16 protein-coding genes are annotated in these 16,202 nt (G+C 56.7%); 5 read left to right on the top strand and 11 right to left on the bottom strand.

What is annotated here, in order from left to right:
• Positions 1-122: 122 nt before the first annotated feature.
• On the top strand, positions 123-1,562 hold the full coding sequence (locus ACFIO0_RS16080; RefSeq protein WP_390911405.1) for an aldehyde dehydrogenase family protein: 1,440 nt from the start codon (positions 123-125) through the stop codon (positions 1,560-1,562).
• 86 nt (positions 1,563-1,648) lie between these two features.
• A complete protein-coding gene (locus tag ACFIO0_RS16085; protein WP_390911406.1) occupies positions 1,649-2,488 on the top strand; it encodes an alpha-1,2-fucosyltransferase in 840 nt (279 codons plus the stop codon).
• On the opposite strand, the gene ACFIO0_RS16090 is transcribed toward ACFIO0_RS16085, so the two are convergent.
• Positions 2,485-3,132: an RluA family pseudouridine synthase gene (locus tag ACFIO0_RS16090; RefSeq protein WP_390911407.1), complete on the bottom strand. Its 648-nt coding sequence runs from the start codon at positions 3,130-3,132 to the stop codon at positions 2,485-2,487. The two genes, ACFIO0_RS16085 and ACFIO0_RS16090, sit on opposite strands and share 4 nt — an antisense overlap.
• Before the next feature lie 77 nt (positions 3,133-3,209).
• Here ACFIO0_RS16090 and ACFIO0_RS16095 point away from each other — a divergent pair, with 77 nt between their 5' ends.
• Complete coding sequence (locus tag ACFIO0_RS16095) at positions 3,210-3,620, top strand: nuclear transport factor 2 family protein (RefSeq protein WP_390911408.1); 411 nt, start codon at positions 3,210-3,212, stop codon at positions 3,618-3,620.
• A 3-nt stretch (positions 3,621-3,623) separates the two neighbouring features.
• Here ACFIO0_RS16095 and rarD read toward each other — a convergent pair whose 3' ends face one another.
• The 10 genes from rarD to ACFIO0_RS16145 form a co-directional block, all read right to left on the bottom strand.
• Positions 3,624-4,523: an EamA family transporter RarD gene (gene rarD, locus ACFIO0_RS16100; protein ID WP_390911409.1), complete on the bottom strand. Its 900-nt coding sequence runs from the start codon at positions 4,521-4,523 to the stop codon at positions 3,624-3,626.
• A gap of 116 nt (positions 4,524-4,639) precedes the next feature.
• Positions 4,640-7,087: an FAD-dependent oxidoreductase gene (locus ACFIO0_RS16105; RefSeq protein ID WP_390911410.1), complete on the bottom strand. Its 2,448-nt coding sequence runs from the start codon at positions 7,085-7,087 to the stop codon at positions 4,640-4,642.
• A 98-nt stretch (positions 7,088-7,185) separates the two neighbouring features.
• A complete protein-coding gene (locus ACFIO0_RS16110) occupies positions 7,186-8,193 on the bottom strand; it encodes a helix-turn-helix domain-containing protein (protein WP_390911411.1) in 1,008 nt (335 codons plus the stop codon).
• A gap of 3 nt (positions 8,194-8,196) precedes the next feature.
• Positions 8,197-9,072 carry a homocysteine S-methyltransferase family protein gene (locus tag ACFIO0_RS16115; RefSeq protein ID WP_390911412.1) on the bottom strand — a complete coding sequence of 292 codons (876 nt, stop codon included), beginning with the start codon at positions 9,070-9,072 and terminating at the stop codon, positions 8,197-8,199.
• Positions 9,073-9,231: 159 nt separating this feature from the next.
• Positions 9,232-11,685 carry an FAD-dependent oxidoreductase gene (locus ACFIO0_RS16120; RefSeq protein ID WP_390911413.1) on the bottom strand — a complete coding sequence of 818 codons (2,454 nt, stop codon included), beginning with the start codon at positions 11,683-11,685 and terminating at the stop codon, positions 9,232-9,234.
• A complete protein-coding gene (locus ACFIO0_RS16125) occupies positions 11,682-12,059 on the bottom strand; it encodes a GFA family protein (RefSeq protein WP_390911414.1) in 378 nt (125 codons plus the stop codon). The genes ACFIO0_RS16120 and ACFIO0_RS16125 overlap by 4 nt, the downstream gene beginning before the upstream one ends.
• Complete coding sequence (locus ACFIO0_RS16130) at positions 12,059-12,679, bottom strand: LysE family transporter (RefSeq protein ID WP_390911415.1); 621 nt, start codon at positions 12,677-12,679, stop codon at positions 12,059-12,061. The genes ACFIO0_RS16125 and ACFIO0_RS16130 overlap by 1 nt, the downstream gene beginning before the upstream one ends.
• 13 nt (positions 12,680-12,692) lie before the next feature.
• Positions 12,693-13,265: a helix-turn-helix domain-containing protein gene (locus tag ACFIO0_RS16135; protein ID WP_390911416.1), complete on the bottom strand. Its 573-nt coding sequence runs from the start codon at positions 13,263-13,265 to the stop codon at positions 12,693-12,695.
• An 86-nt stretch (positions 13,266-13,351) separates the two neighbouring features.
• Entirely contained in the window at positions 13,352-13,810 is a 459-nt protein-coding gene (locus ACFIO0_RS16140; protein WP_390911417.1) for a GAF domain-containing protein, read from the bottom strand.
• A gap of 73 nt (positions 13,811-13,883) precedes the next feature.
• Positions 13,884-15,056: an acetyl-CoA C-acyltransferase gene (locus ACFIO0_RS16145; RefSeq protein WP_390911418.1), complete on the bottom strand. Its 1,173-nt coding sequence runs from the start codon at positions 15,054-15,056 to the stop codon at positions 13,884-13,886.
• 90 nt (positions 15,057-15,146) lie between these two features.
• Here ACFIO0_RS16145 and ACFIO0_RS16150 point away from each other — a divergent pair, with 90 nt between their 5' ends.
• Both ACFIO0_RS16150 and ACFIO0_RS16155 read left to right on the top strand, forming a co-directional pair.
• Complete coding sequence (locus tag ACFIO0_RS16150; RefSeq protein WP_390911419.1) at positions 15,147-15,485, top strand: anti-sigma factor antagonist; 339 nt, start codon at positions 15,147-15,149, stop codon at positions 15,483-15,485.
• 67 nt (positions 15,486-15,552) lie between these two features.
• Positions 15,553-15,975, top strand: coding sequence for an ATP-binding protein (locus tag ACFIO0_RS16155; RefSeq protein WP_390911420.1), 423 nt, complete (start codon positions 15,553-15,555; stop codon positions 15,973-15,975).
• The last annotated feature ends 227 nt before the right edge of the window (positions 15,976-16,202 follow it).

Here is a 16,202-nt window from a genome sequence, read left to right on the forward strand (position 1 = left end):
GGCTTTGCGAGATCAAACGCAAGTATTGTATGGATACATGCGACGCCTTGCCCTGCCCCAATTGTGGTGCCAAGGTGCCGACAAACACAGGCCATGGGCCGCCTCGCATCAGGAGAATCACTATGCTGGAAAAACGCGATTTTTACATCAATGGCCAATGGGTCAAAAGCCAAGGTGGCGCGGATCATCACGTGATTGATCCCTCGACCGAGGAACCCTGCGCTGTGATTTCAATGGGCACAGAGGCTGACGCGAACGCCGCAGTTGCGGCTGCCAAGGCTGCGTTTCCGGCATGGATGGCAACGCCCGTAGAAGAGCGCATCGCCTTTGTGTCCAAGCTGATCGAAATATATGAGGCCCGCGCCGATGACATGGCCACAGCCATGAGCACCGAAATGGGCGCTCCGATTTCGATGTCACGTTCCAGCCAAGTTGGCGCAGGATCGTACCACCTGAAAAACTTCATCCGTGCCGCCAAGAATTTCGAATTCAACCGCCCCTTGGGTGCCCATGCGCCGAACGACCGGATCATCTATGAACCCATCGGTGTCGCCGCGCTGATCACCCCGTGGAACTGGCCGATGAACCAAGTCACGCTCAAGGTCGGTGCCGCTGCGATTGCTGGCTGCACGATGGTTCTGAAACCGTCCGAAGAAAGCCCGCTGAACGCGGTGATCTTTGCCGAAATGATGCACGAGGCGGGTTTCCCTGCCGGTGTGTTCAACATGGTAAACGGCGACGGCGTCGGCGTCGGTACAACGCTGACAGGCCACAAAGACGTGGACATGGTCAGCTTTACCGGCTCGACCCGCGCAGGTACGGCCATTTCCAAGAACGCCGCTGAAACGCTGAAACGTGTGCATCTGGAATTGGGTGGCAAAGGCGCGAACGTGATCTTTGATGACGCAGACGACAAGGCCGTCAAACGCGGTGTTTTGCACATGATGAACAACACAGGCCAGTCGTGCAACGCGCCGTCCCGCATGTTGGTCCAGCGCGGCGTCTACGACAAAGCCGTGGAAGAAGCAGGCGCAGTTGCGGCCAGCGTCGCAGTTGGTCCGGCATCTGAGGAAGGGCGCCACATAGGTCCCGTCGTGAACGAAGTGCAGTGGAACAAAATCCAAGCGCTGATCGAAAAGGGTATCGACGAAGGTGCCAAGCTGGTTGCCGGTGGCCCAGGCCGCCCTGAGGGTCTGAACCGCGGGTTCTACGTACGTCCGACAGTGTTCGCCGACGTGAACAACCAGATGACCATCGCGCGCGAGGAAATCTTTGGCCCAGTACTGTCAATCATCCCGTTCGACACCGAAGAGGAGGCCGTCGAGATCGCCAACGACACGCCGTACGGCCTGACCAACTACGTCCAAACCCAAGACAGCGCACGCGCCAATCGCTTAGCCACACAACTGCGTTCTGGCATGGTTGAGATGAACGGCACATCGCGCGCAGCCGGTGCCCCGTTTGGCGGGATGAAGCAATCGGGCAACGGGCGCGAAGGTGGCGTTTGGGGGCTGGAAGATTTCCTAGAGGTCAAAGCCGTGTCCGGCTGGGCCGCTGAATAAATGAAACGCAGGGTGGGCGACACGCCCACCTTACGGTGCAAAACAAAGGGGAAGGTGTGCCACAGGCGCACCTTTTTACGGTTTAGATGATTTACGCACGCTTGCATGGCCGCCTTGGCAACCAGATGTTTCAATACGCTGCCGCGCGTGGTTTGGCTGCGCGCTTGGGCGTTGAGTTTGCGTTGGATGAACGGCGCGCGATCCACAAAGGCGAAGGGGTCTTAACCCGCGTTTTTGATCTGGATTTAGCGACGCCTGACAGTTTGCCGCCTACCCAGCACGAGCGCCTGTTGGCTTATGCAGCGTGGCGGGCTTTGGGCCTGTCCCCAAAGATGTACCGCGAAAAAGGCTTGGGGTTTAATCCAGCATTCGAGAGCCTGCCAGACGGCACGTATCTGCACGGGTATTGGCAGGTGGAGCGTTATTTCAAACACATTGAGGCGGACATTCGCGCAGCATTTGTTCCGCGCAATCCGATGTCAGACCAGAACGCTGAAATGGCGACGCGCATCGCGTCTGGAACATCCGTGTCTTTGCACGTGCGACGCGGTGATTATTTGACCGTCGGGGCGCACGGGCTTTGTGATCAGATCTACTACGATGCGGCTTTGGCCAAGGTTGTTGAGGGGCTCGATACCGACCCGACCGTCTTTGTATTTTCGGACGATCCAGACTGGGCCAAAGACAACCTGCCGCTGCCTTTTGAAAAGGTTGTTGTTGATTTCAACGGACCGGACACAGATTACGAAGACCTGCGATTAATGAGCCTGTGCCAGCACAATGTTCTGGCCAATTCATCCTTTAGTTGGTGGGGGGCATGGTTAAACACGAACCCGAACAAGCGTGTGGCTGGCCCCGCAAATTGGTTCAGCGATCCAAAGCTGAACAACCCTGACATCCTGCCAGACGGCTGGCTAACGGTTTAAAACGGGGTCTTTGCGCGCATCCGCGTTGATTGCCCGTTTTGCGGATGCCTGAACCGTAATTCTTCGGCGTGCAGCATCATGCGCGGATGATCATCCCAATCAGGCCCACTATAAAACGGGTCACCCACAATCGGATGCCCAATGGCTTGCATGTGGACGCGCAGCTGATGCGTGCGACCGGTTTGGGGCGTTAGCCGCATACGGGCAAATTCACCCTGAACTTTGGTGACCCGCCAGTCGGTGACGGACGGTTTGCCCGTCTCGTGACACACCATTTGCAGCGGTCGATTGGGCCAGTCCACGATCAACGGCAGATCAACCGTTCCCGTCTTGTCGGACGGCACGCCATGCACTTGCGCGATGTAGGTCTTTTTCGTGAGCCGGTCTTGGAACTGCTTGGCCAGATGGCGCTGCGCATAGGGTGTCAGCCCAAAGACCATGACGCCAGATGTATCCCGATCTAGCCTGTGAACCAGCAACGCTTGGGGAAAGCCGACCTGCAGTCGCGTGATCAGGCAATCGGTCAAATGTTCGCCCCGACCAGGGACAGACAGCAGGCCTGCAGGCTTGTCGACCACAACGACTTCTGCGTCCTCGTGCAAGATCACCAGCGGGTCGTTCGGGGGGGAATACGTTACGTCCATACCTGCGCACATCTCAAATGTGGGTTTGGTTTTCAACCCTTCGCATGCCAAGCTGTGTGCAATTCAGGAGAACCTTCATGCACCCGACGATCCAAAAATTCCACGATCATGTTCTGGCAAATGACCACGCAGCCGTCCCTGCGCTGATGGCAGAGGACGTGCGATTTAGTCCTCCGACCTACTGGGCCACATGGAATGGACGCGAGGCCGTGGCGGCCGTTTTGGGGCACGTGAACGAGGTGTTTCAGGATTTCAAATACCGTCGTGTCATGGGGTCCGGCAATGATTGGGCGCTGGAATTTCAGTGCACCGTCGAAGGGTTGGATTGCGTTGGGGTTGATCTGATCACGCTAAACGACGACGGGCTAATGCAAGATTTCGAAGTCGTCATGCGCCCACACAAGACCATCGGTGCCCTGCGCGAGGCGATGAATGCACGGGTCAAAACCGACCCACGGTTCCTGAAATTTCGCGACGCGCTGTCCTAGGTTTTAGCGCCGCATTTGGCGGAACATCGACACGGAATAGATCACCAACGCCGCCCAAATCATTGGGAATGCGATCATCCGCGCTTGGCCAAAGGTTTCGCCAAACACAAACACCGCAACGAGGAAAATCATCGTAGGTGCGATGTATTGAAGGACTGCGATTGTTGTCAGACGTAGCCCTTTCGCTCCGTTGGCGTACAGGATCAGCGGCACTGCCGTGACCACGCCGCAGCCCATCAAAAGCCACGTGTCGCGCGTTGCTGTGAACGTGAAGTGCGAACTGCCTGTGCTTGCAAGATATCCGACGTACGCGAGCGCCGGGACCAGCAGGATCAGCACCTCAAGGAGGAACCCTTGGTTCGGGCCAATCGGCAGCTGTTTCTTGCAAAGCGCGTAGAACCCCCACGACACCGTCAGCCCAATGGAGACCCAAGGAATTGACCCGTTCGAGATGGTCAAAATGGCGACAGCGGCGGCGGCCAATCCAATCGCAACCATCTGCGCGCGGGTCAGTTTCTCGCCCAACAGTAACGCGCCCAAGGCGACGCTAAACAGCGGATTTATGTAGTATCCAAGGGCCGCATCCAACGCGCGATCAGCGGCAATGGCCCACACGTAAATACCCCAGTTGATGGTGATCAACGCGGCCGTCAACCACCCCATCGCCAAGGTGCGCGGATTGCGCAATGCAGCCCCCAGATCACTGGTGCGACGCAACGCAATCAGCAACAATCCGGCAAGTGGTACGGACCAAATCACGCGATGCGCGACGACCTCGGCAGGGGGCATGTGTTGCAACATTTTCATGTACAGCGGCAGGAACCCCCACAGCAAATACGCCCCCATCGCAAAGCCGAAGCCAGACAGAGTATCACCAGATTTAGGAGAGGGAGATTTGGACATGGAACCCACCAGATGCGACGTTAGACCCTGCCTAACAGGACTGGGCGCGATGTCCATCGGTGTCGTCTTTGGCGGGCATCCCTGCCAAACGGAAAACCCGAATGGCAGGGGATATGTTAGACCTTAACGCGTTCGGATTTCGGGTCGTAGAACGGCTTCAGTTGCGCTTCGGCTTTGACTTTTACGCCCATCACGTCGATCTCGAATGTGCTGTCCAACAGATCTGCTACGGTTTCGCCTTTGCACGGAACATAGCCCATGCCAAGCGACGCGCCGACGTGATGTCCGTACCCGCCGGATGACAGGTAGCCGACGTATTCACCGTTTCGCAAAATCGGCTCGTTGTGGTACAAAAGCGGCTCTGGATCGGTCAGCTTGAACTGCACAAGGCGTTGTTCCAGACCCGTTTCACGCTTGCGTAAAACCGCATCACGACCGATGAAATCAGGCTTGTCGGTTTTGACGGCAAAGCCAAGGCCCGCTTCTAAAACGTGGTCCTCGGACGTGATGTCGTGCCCAAAGTGGCGGAAGCCTTTTTCCATGCGGCACGTGTCCATCATGTGCATTCCACACAGGCGCATTCCGAAATCAAAACCGGCCTCGGCCAGCGTTTCGAACACGTGGCCGCACATGTCGGAACTGACGTAAATTTCCCAGCCCAATTCGCCCACGTAGGTCACACGGTGCACCCGTGCGAGGCCCATGCCGATCTCGATCTCTTGTGCTGTTCCGAACGGGTTCACGTCGTTACTAAAGTCGTTTGGCGACACCGCTTGCAGCAATTCGCGCGACCGTGGGCCCATGACAGCCAGCACGCCTTCACCCGCAGTCACGTCGGTGATGACCACGTTGAAATCGCCCTGATTGCGACGCATCCATGTCTGGTCGGCAAGGCGTGTGGCCGCCGGAGTAACAACCAAATAGCAGTTTTCCTCGATGCGGGTAACTGTCACGTCCGCCTCAATCCCGCCCTTGCGATTCAGGAATTGCGTGTAGACGATTTTGCCCACAGGCACGTCGTAATCGCCGCCGCCGACGTGGTTCATGAACGCCATCGCGTCGCGCCCTTCGACGCGGATTTTGCCGAATGACGACATGTCGTACATGCCAACGTTTTGGCGCACGGCCATGTGTTCTTCGCGGACGTTGTCAAAGAAGTTCTGGCGCGACCAGCTGTATTCGTATTTGGGCTCTTGGGCTTCGCGGGCGAACCAGTTGGCGCGTTCCCAACCGGCCAATTCGCCCATCACCGCACCACGATCCAGCAATTGGTTGTGGAACGGTGTGCGCCGAACACCGCGCGCAGTGTCCTTTTGGCGGAACGGGAAATGGTCCGCGTAAAGCAAGCCCAGCGTCTCTTTTGAGCGTTCCTCAAGGTAGCGTTTGTTGCCTTGGAACGGCTGCATCCGACTGATGTCAACATCGCCCAGATCGAACGGTTTTTCGCCTGTGTCCATCCACGCAGCCAGCGCCATGCCAGCGCCACCCGCAGACTGAATACCGATCGAATTGAAACCAGCGGCCACCCAAAAGTTGTCCATCTCTGGTGCAAGGCCAAGGTGGTATGCATCGTCTGGCGTAAAGGATTCTGGCCCGTTAAAGAACGTGTGAATCCCCGCCTCGGCCAGCATTGGCATCCGGTCAACAGCCATCTCTAGGATCGGTTCAAAGTGGTCGAAATCTTCTTGCAGTTGATCGAATTCGAACCCTTCGGGGATGCCATCGACAGCCCACGGTTTGGATTCCGGCTCGAACGCGCCCAGCAACATTTTGCCGGCGTCCTCTTTGTAATAAGCGTATTCATCAGGGACGCGCAGGACGGGCAATTGCTTTAGCCCTTCGATGCTTTCGGTCACGATGTAAAAGTGTTCGCAGGCCTGCAAAGGCACGTTGACGCCAGCCATGCGGCCGACCTCGTGACCCCACATACCGCCGCAGTTCACGACCATGTCCGCCGCTATGTGACCAGTGTTGCCGTCAGCGTCGGTCCAGTTAACGCCCGTTACGCTGCACCCCTGTTTGGTGATGTCGGTGACCTTGACGCGCTCTTTGACCAAAGCACCGTTTTGACGGGCTCCTTTGGCCAACGCCAGCGCGATGTTGGCTGGATCGCCTTGGCCATCCAGCGGCAGATAAACCGCACCCTTGATGCCCTCAAGATTAATGTGCGGGTACAATTCTTTGACGCGCTCGTTGCTGATTTCCTCGACCTCGACGCCAAATGCGCGGGCCATGCCGGCTTGGCGATAGATCTCTTCGCGGCGCTCTTCGGTTAGGGCCACAGTGATCGAACCGCAGCGCTTGAACCCTGTCGCAACGCCTGTTTCGGCCTCAAGCGTGCCGTATAATTCCTGCGAATACTTCGCCAGCTTCGTCATGTTCGCTGTCGCACGCAGCTGTGCAATCAGGCCAGCGGCATGCCAAGTGGTGCCAGATGTCAGCTGTTTGCGTTCCAGCAACACAACGTCTTTCCACCCCAATTTGGCGAGGTGATAAGCCACAGAGCAGCCGATCACACCACCACCAATGATGACAACGCGGGCTTTTTCAGGAAGATCGGACATGGGCGGAAACCTTATGAAATGAGTTATTTTCGCGTGTGGCACAGATACGTCGACCGCAGCCCGCCAAAAGCGTCATAGTTGACGTTTTTGAGTAGTTTTTACGCCTGTTGGCTGCGTCGACCAGTTGTCCGTTTTTTCTGACGGATTGCTGTTGGTGTGACGCCGAAAAAGCTGCGGTAGAGGCTGGAAAATCCATTGGGAAACCCACAGGCCATCCCGATTTCGCGCACAGTCAACGTCGTGTTCAACAGCAGGTTATTTGCCCAGTTCAAACGCAGCTCGCGGTAGTAGGTATTAGGCGTCGTATTCAGGTGACGGTGGAACCGGCGTTCCAGCGAACGTGACGAAATGCCGACCTGCTCAACCAGATCAGAGATTGGGCGCGGGTCTTCCATGTGGGATTGCATCAACTCGATGCATTGATCCAGTTCCTTGTCGCCTGTCATCGTCAGGCGCTTGCCACCAAAGGGTTGCAAGGTTTTGAAATCACGTATCTTTTCGTGCAGCAAAATATCCGCTGCCGTCATGACCCCCGCCGCCGACATGTGGTTTCCGACCAGCCCAAGGGTCAAATCCACGGCGGATTCCATCCCCGCGCAGGTCACGATGCGACCGTCATCCACGGCCAAAGCATAGGTCCCGTCACCGCCCGGCTCACCACGTTCTTGTAGCACAGCGCGGTTTTCCCAGTGGGTGGTGTGCGCGTCGCTGTCCTCTGGGTTCTCCGAAATATATCGACTCGCGGCTTCGGACAATAACAACACCTTGGCACGACGGTACGTGTAGGTTTTGATCACGCCGCCCAGCGACAATTCAGGGTGGTCAGAATCCGAATTGCCAATGACAAAGACATAGTCTGCGTCGGGGCGTTCTGCCAACGTTTCGGTGTCCATCCCTAGACCCGCCAAGCTGGTCACGTAACCGCCGGTGCGCGACCGGTACGTCCAGTCAAACAACGGTGCGGGGCTGATGCGGTTCGCCATTCGCAACACTTCGACCACGCCGGACAATTCGACCAGAACGAACCCTTCTGCCACGACAATGTCCACGCGCCAAGGATCCCCTGACGCGCGTTGATTGAGCAGTTTCGGGGTCACGCCTGTCATGCTTTATGTCACCTTAAATCGACGTGCGAGTTCGCTGATGTGTGCAGGTCCGACTTCACAGCACCCGCCGATCAGGGTCGCACCAGACTCAATCCAGCCTTGGGCGAAATCTGCATATCTGTCAGGGCCTAAATCCGTGCGCGATTTCAAGATGTCCACAGTTGCGCCGATCTTGTCAAAGTCAGCGGCAATTCCAGTGAACCCGTTGGCATAGGCACCTACAGGGATGCTCTGAACCGAAAGAACTGGCACGGCGGCGTCCACGGCTTCGGGCAGTGAACAATTCACAAAAACGGCTGCGGGTTTGTATTCGCGAAGCAGTGGCAAAATGTCGACCAAAGGTTCGCCAGAGCGCAGTTTTGTGCCGTCCTGATCATCGACAGACAAAGCAAGCCAAACCGGTTTGCCTGTCACGCCCGCGCCCATCAACCCACCCAAGGCCTGATCGATGCCAGACATGGTTTCCAGCACATGCACATCGACGTAATTGGCGTGAATGCGCGCGAGATGGGCGTAGGTTTCAGCAGCCTCTGCGGCCGGAGGAGATTTATCTGCGCGGTACGAAAAACCTTGTGGCCCAAGACTGCCGGCCACCAGCCCCGCGCCATGCGCGTCACGCGATTGAACGGCCAAAGTGCAGGCCAAATGCGCCAACGTGTCCAACTGGTCTTCGATGCCATGGGCAATCAAACGATCGGGCAGAACCGAATAACTGTTTGTCGTGGCAACATCCGCACCAGCGGCGAAATATTCGTCATGCACCATGCGTACGATTTCAGGCGTGTCCAGCAACGCCTGCACAGACCAAAGCGACGTCGCCTTGGCCGCCCGTGCGACCAACTCCTGGCCCATGCCGCCGTCCAAAAGAGTGATTGTCATTGTGTTACCCGATCATCAGTTTCGCAGTGTTCAAACCACATCAGGCAATGTGGGCCAAATGTCTTGTTGGAAAACGGCACACCGTAGGTCGGGATAGGCATGCACGTGAAAAACCAAGGCGCACCCCTGCGCGCCTTGGATGTTTTTATCGTGTGCTGATCACGCACGGATACGTTCGTTGGATGGATCCCAAAGCGGTTCGTCCTTTTGCACAACGGCTTTGCAGCGCGTGCCAAAGATTTCCACCTCAAGCTCGGTGCCTTCTCCTGCCAAATCGGCGCGCACCATACCCAAAGCCACGGATTTGTTGATCCGGTAGCCCCAGTCACCCGAAGTGGTTTCGCCGACAACGTCGTCGCCATGCCAGATCGTCGACATGTAAGGCGCATCGGTGAATGGTGCGTCCACGATCAGCGTGACAAAGCCCTTTTTGGACCCCTGCTGTTTTTCGGCCAGCAACGCAGCTTTGCCCGGGAAATCCTGTGGCTTGTCAAAGCGGATAAACCGTTCGATCCCACCCTCAAGCAACGTGTAGTCAGACGACAAATCGCCCTTCCACGTGCGGTACCCTTTTTCGATCCGCATTGAATTCAGCGCGTACATTCCGAACGGCGTGGCCCCTGCGTCGCACACCGCGTCGTAGGCGTGCTTCGCATCGTCGAACGACGTGTGAACTTCCCAGCCCAATTCGCCCGCAAACGAGATGCGGAACAATTTGGCAGGCTTGCCCGCAAACGTCGCGTCCTGGATCGTCAACCAGCCTGTGGACAGGTCCGCGTCAGGTGCAAGACCCGCGATTAAATCGCGCGATGTCGGCCCTGTGACAATCATCGTTGACCAGTCTGTCGTGATGTCCGTGAGGGTCAGAGAACCATCTGCTGGCAACGCGTTGGCCAGGAAATCAAAGTCATGCCATTGGGCCACGGCGGCGGTCATGATCCAGAAATCGTCCTCATCCCAACGGATGATCGTGACCTCGGTGACGATGCGCCCACGGCTGTCTGCGAAATAGCCAAGGTTCATGCGGCCAGCTTTTGGCAATGCGCCTGCGATCTGACCACGCAACCATTCCGCAGCGCCCGTCCCCGACAGCTTGTAGCGCGAAAAGCCCGGCATATCGAGAACACCTGTGCCGTCACGTACGGCTTCGACTTCATCCTTGATGCGTGCGCTCCATGGCCCTTCACGGTTCCAGGTTTCGGTTGCCGCCTCGGATGTGTCGTCACCGTCTTTGGCGAACCAATTGACCCGCTCCCAACCGTTGTATGCTCCGAATTGGGCACCGGACGTTTGCAAACGTGCGTGGTTCGGCGACAATTTCTTGTCACGGCCTGCGGGCCATTCATGACGCGGAAAGTGCATGGCGTATTCGTGCCCATAGGTTTCCAGCGCTTTGGACAAGCAGTAATCGTGATCGGCGTAATCAGTGTAGCGACGTGGATCGACGGCCCACATGTCCAGTTCGGTTTCGCCGTGCATGATCCACTCGGCCAATGTCTTGCCTGCACCGCCGCCTTGGGCAATGCCGAATGTGAACGAATGCGCCTCGTATGCATTCGGAACACCCGGCATTGGTCCAATCATTGGCAAGCCATCCGGCGCATACGGGATCGGGCCGTTGATGTTGCGACCAACACCTGCGGTACCCAATGCTGGTAAACGCTCCATCGCGTCTTCGATGTAATACTCCAAACGCTCCAGATCATCCGGGTACAGCTGGAACGAGAAATCTTCGGGCATCGGATCGTCAGGTGTGACCCAATGGGCCTTACAATTACGCTCGTATGGTCCAAGGTTCAGGCCGTTCTTGTCTTGGCGCAGGTAATAAGATGTATCCACGTCGCGGATCATCGGCATTTTGCGACCATTTTCTTTGGTCCATGCGGCCAGTTCCGGGATTTCATCGGTCAAGAAATACTGGTGTGACATGACAACCATCGGAACCGTGCGCCCGCCAAATGGTTTGAACATCTCGCCGACGCGTTGCGCATAATAACCGGCACAGTTGGCGACGTGTTCACAACGAATGTCGCCCTTTTCGGTCTTCACGATCCACTCGTCGCCGTCCCGTTCGATGCCTGTGACCGAACAGAACCGTTCGATCCGACCACCTGCGTCACGCGCCCCTTTGGCCAACGCTTGGGTCAACTGGGCGGGATCGATGTCGCCATCCAGTGGATCCCAAAGACCACCCGCAAGGCCATGTGTTTCCATGAACGGATTGTGTTCTTTCAACTCGTCCGGCGTGCAAATATCCATTTGCAGACCTTGGTAGCGGCCCATGCCTGCGACGCGCTCAAATTCCTGCATACGCTCTTTGGTGTGGGCCAAACGGATCGCGCCAGTGACGTGATAGTTCATCGGGTAATCAACGTCTTCGGCCAGCGTGCGGTACATCGCGGCTGAGTAGCGCTGCATGTTCATCACGGCCCACGACCCGGCAAAGTTCGGAACGTTACCTGCCGCGTGCCAGGTAGAACCCGCCGTCAGTTCGTTCTTTTCCAGTAGAACGCAATCGGTCCAGCCTTCTTTTGCCAGATGGTACAGCGTTGATGTACCGACCACACCGCCACCGATGATGACGACGCGGGCTGTTGTTGGAAAATCGCTCATTTGTAGTGCTCCCTTTGCGGCGCATCGTCCGCTATTTCATAGTAATCCCCTTTGTCCGCCGTGAAGATATGGCGGTTCAGGGTCAAATTCGTGGGGCTGTCGATCAAACCCAGCGAAAAGCTCATACTGTCCTCGTCCTTGCGCTTCCAAAACAGGAAGGACCCGCAGGTGGGACAGAAACCTCGTTTGGCGATGTCGCTGGATTCGTACCAGCGGACCTCGCCTGTGATTTCAAAATCGGTTTCGGGCATGTGCCCTGATGCCCAATGATGACCGGATTGTTTGCGGCATTGCCCGCAGTGGCAAGCTGTTGCTGTCTCGGGTTGGGTGACGGTGAACGTCACGCCTTTGCAGTTGCAGCTTCCTTTTAGCATCACACTCTCCCTGGTGTAGTGGCGGTGCCAAGCAGCACGCCGTAGATGACAAAACATGCGCCCATCACGCGGCGCACCCAGACGTTGAACACAGCGCCCATGGCCGCGCGACCAAGGCCCGCACCGATGGCCGTGAACCCTGTGTAGGCCAATGCTGTTAGCGTCAGCGTTGTTGGCATGATCACCCACATTTGCCCCCAGATCGGGGCCTCGGGCGACACGAACTGTGAAAATGCGGCAAAATATCCGGCGACGGATTTTGGATTGATCACAGCAATAGCCAAGGCATTGGCGTAGATTGATCCGGCTTTGGCTTGCACCTTTGGCGGTGGGCGGCGGGCCAGTATCCAGCCGCGTATGCCAAGGAAAATCAGAAAACATGCGCCGATGGTTTTGGCGATCAGGAACGCTGTGGGCGAGGCCGCGATCAAGGCAGTGATCCCAAAGGCGGACAGGATCAGGAACAACGTCGCTTGGGTCAAAATCGCCAAAACCGCAATCAGCCCGCGGCGAAACCCGATGGTCATGCCGTTGGTGATGCAGTTCACCGCGTTTGGCCCCGGCGTGATCACAAAGACCCCCCAGAACAGCGCGAATATGATCCAGCCCTCGAACGTCATCAATACAAACCCTTCAATACACTGGCGGCGCGATGACCCAGACCGCAACGGCAGGGGCGTCATAAGGGTTCATCCAGCGAAACGGTTCGCCTTTGATGCGGAAACTGTCACCGGGGTGAATGTGAAACAACCGACCCGCGATATCGAGATCCAGCTGACCCGAGATCAAGTATCCGACCTCTTGAGTGGGCCGTATCACGGGGTCTGTGATCTCGCTGTGGGGCTCGAATGTGGAATGCACCATTTCAAAGTCGTCGGTCAGGTCGGGCGACAGCAGTTCTTCGACCAAGCCCGCGACAGTCGACCCCATTTGGCGCCGCGTGCCTTGACGCACAACATAGCCTGCCTCGGCGACAGGGGCGGCTTCGTTTCGAAACAGGATCGACACGGGCACTTCGAGGAAGCCAGCGATGTGGCGCAAGTCGGTAATGGAGGGTTCGGACAAGTCACGCTCGACCTGACTAAGCCAACCCACAGAGCGCCCCAGCCCGTCGGCCATGTCCATCAACGTCAGCCCGCGCGATTTGCGCAGGGCCCGCAGGTCAGCGCCCAACGTGTCGGGCTTGGACAGGTTTGATTGTAGCATAGTGGCTTTCGCGGAATGTGATCCGTGAAATTACAGGCCACAATTTCACGATGGCCCATTCGCGCGTGAAAAATCAAGTTAAAATTTCACGCCGCCTGTGCAAACACCTCAGCCAAAATGGATTTTAGAGCGTCTGCATCCGCTTGGGTAAACGCGTCTGGCTGATCACTATCGAGGTCAAAAACCCCTAACAGCCTTTGATTTAAGCCAAAAACCGGCAACACCAGTTCTGATCTGGTCGAGCTTGCGCAGGCGATGTGGCCCTCAAACGCCTCAACATCCGCGACCAGTTGAATTTCACCCGTCCGTGCCGCAGCCCCGCAGACGCCGCGGGCAAAAGGAATCACCAAACAGCCGTGCCCCCCTTGGTAGGGCCCGATTTTCAGCAGTTCTGGTTCGGTGACACGGTAAAATCCGGTCCAGTCAAACCGGTCATCGCTGTGGTGCACTTCGCACGCGACCGTCGCCATGAGAGCCACAGCGTCGGTTTCACCCTCGGTGAGCGCACGTAGAGTTTTCGTCAAAGTGTTGTAGTCAACGCGCATAGGCTGCTTTCTGTTGGTTAAGGATGGGGGCCAGCCCCCAAACCCCCGGAGTATTTTTGATCAAAACAAATGGTCAGGGGCGTTCGATTGCGATTGCTGTGCCTTCGCCACCACCGATGCAGATGGCCGCGATGCCACGTTTCAGCCCGCGTTTTTCGAGGGCATTCAGCAGAGTCACCATGATGCGTGCCCCCGATGCTCCGATAGGATGGCCCAGCGCACAGGCACCGCCGTTTACGTTGACGATGTCATGACTGAGCCCCATTTCGTGCATGAAAGCGAGCGGGACGACGGCAAACGCTTCGTTCACTTCCCAAAGATCAACATCGGTTTTGTCCCAGCCCAACTTGGCCAACAGCTTTTGTGCGGCGGGCACTGGGGCGGTTGTGAACAATCCCGGCGCTTGGGCGTGGCTGGCATGCCCTAAGATGCGCGCCCGCACGGTCAGGTTTTGAGCGGTAGCAGCGTCGGCTGATGCCAGGACCAATGCTGCGGCGCCGTCCGAGATCGACGAAGAGTTTGCCGCCGTGACTGTGCCACCTTCGCGAAACGCAGGTTTCAGTTGCGGGATTTTATCAGGGCGCGCCGTGCCGGGTTGTTCATCCGCTGCAACTGTCGTCATACCTTTGCGGGTTTTCACGTCGACTGGCGCGATCTCTTGATCAAAGGCTTGCGTCTGTTGCGCCTCAAGCGCGCGCGACAGAGATGCCAACGCATAGTCGTCTTGAATCGTCCGGGTGAACTGGAACGTCTCGGCACAATCCTCGGCAAAACTGCCCATCAGGCGACCTTTGTCATACGCGTCCTCAAGCCCGTCCAGAAACATGTGGTCGATCACGGAACTATGCCCGATCCGCGCACCGCCCCGCATTTTGTCGAGCAGATAGGGCGCGTTTGTCATGCTTTCCATACCGCCTGCGACAACGACATCTGATTGGCCCAAGGCGATCTGATCAAACGCGATCATCGCAGCCTTCATGCCGGACCCGCACATTTTGTTCAGGGTCGTGGCGGGGACATCTTCGCCCAAACCAGCGGCGAATCCAGCTTGGCGGGCGGGTGCCTGACCTTGGCCTGCAGGCAAGACACAGCCCATCAGAACCTCGTCAACCGCAGGCGCACCTGCCCCTGCAACGGCGGCTTTGATCGCAGCGCCGCCCAAATCGGCAGCCGTCACTGCGCTAAATGCGCCCTGGAACCCTGCCATTGGGGTCCGTGCGGCCCCTGCAATTACAACGTCTTTCATTTTAGGCTCCGATTCTGATGGCTTGGTCACAGATTGGTAAGACTTGCGACCTAATGATGGCAAGGAACCGCAGGACCATAGGTGTTTAATATGGAATTATCGAGCAGAACAGAAAACTCTTTCAAGATTGTGTCAGTCCAAGGGTCTCGAATCGATGCCGCCGTTGCAATCGAATTCAAAGATGCGATGCGTGCGCAGTCAGATGGTGGGCCGAATACCGTGATTTTGGACCTCAGCGAGGTGGAATTTATCGATTCCAGCGGGCTTGGGGCTATCGTCGCTGCCATGAAACATATCGGGCCAGATCGTACATTGGCCTTGGCTGGACTAACCCCAACCGTGGATAAGGTGTTTCGCCTGACACGGATGGATTCGGTCTTTAGTCTATTCTCAACTCTGGAAGGAGCACTTGATGAATTGCGCGTCTGAACAAAACGGATTGTCTTCACAATCTGATGCTTCCCAAAATGCACGCCTCCCTAGCTTTAACGTCGCCGTGACCAGTGGCACTTTTGCTGCGCGAGAGGCGATCGGAATGCTGATGGAAAAACTGTCGCCATTACAATTGGATATCGAAGAATCGGGCACCTTTGAATTGGTTGTCGCCGAGGCGCTGAATAATGTTGTGGAACATGGATATCCTGATCCCGCCAATTGCGGTCCAATCAAGATTGATTGCACGCATGAGTCAAATGGCCTTCACATTCATATTGTTGACCAAGGGTTGCCAATGCCAGACGGCAAAACGCCACTAGGCCTTGCCGCAGAAGTCGACGTTGATTTCATGGATATGCCAGAAGGCGGTTTCGGCTGGTTCTTGATCAAGGATCTGGCAAAAGATGTCCAATATGAACGACAGGGCGACAAAAATTGCCTGCGTTTGCGCGTTGCAATCGCGATGAATGCAACTGCCCATTAATTTGGGGAAACCAACTTTTCAACCCAAGGGTATGCTAGACCCAGAAGCACCTCAGACGTTTCTTAAAACGGTCACCCAAGCATCACATTCTTGCCCAGATCAAGGGGCATAAACGATCCTGTAGCTGCATATAGCTTCCCTCGGTACCGTGTTTATAGCCCCCACCCAGTGCACGGTGCCGAGGACCTAATTTTCTCGACGTTTTTCGTTGATGAACTGAGTGGACT

Origin of the sequence: Pseudosulfitobacter sp. SM2401, from assembly GCF_042932805.1 — a bacterium.
Classification (GTDB): Bacteria; Pseudomonadota; Alphaproteobacteria; order Rhodobacterales; family Rhodobacteraceae; genus Ascidiaceihabitans.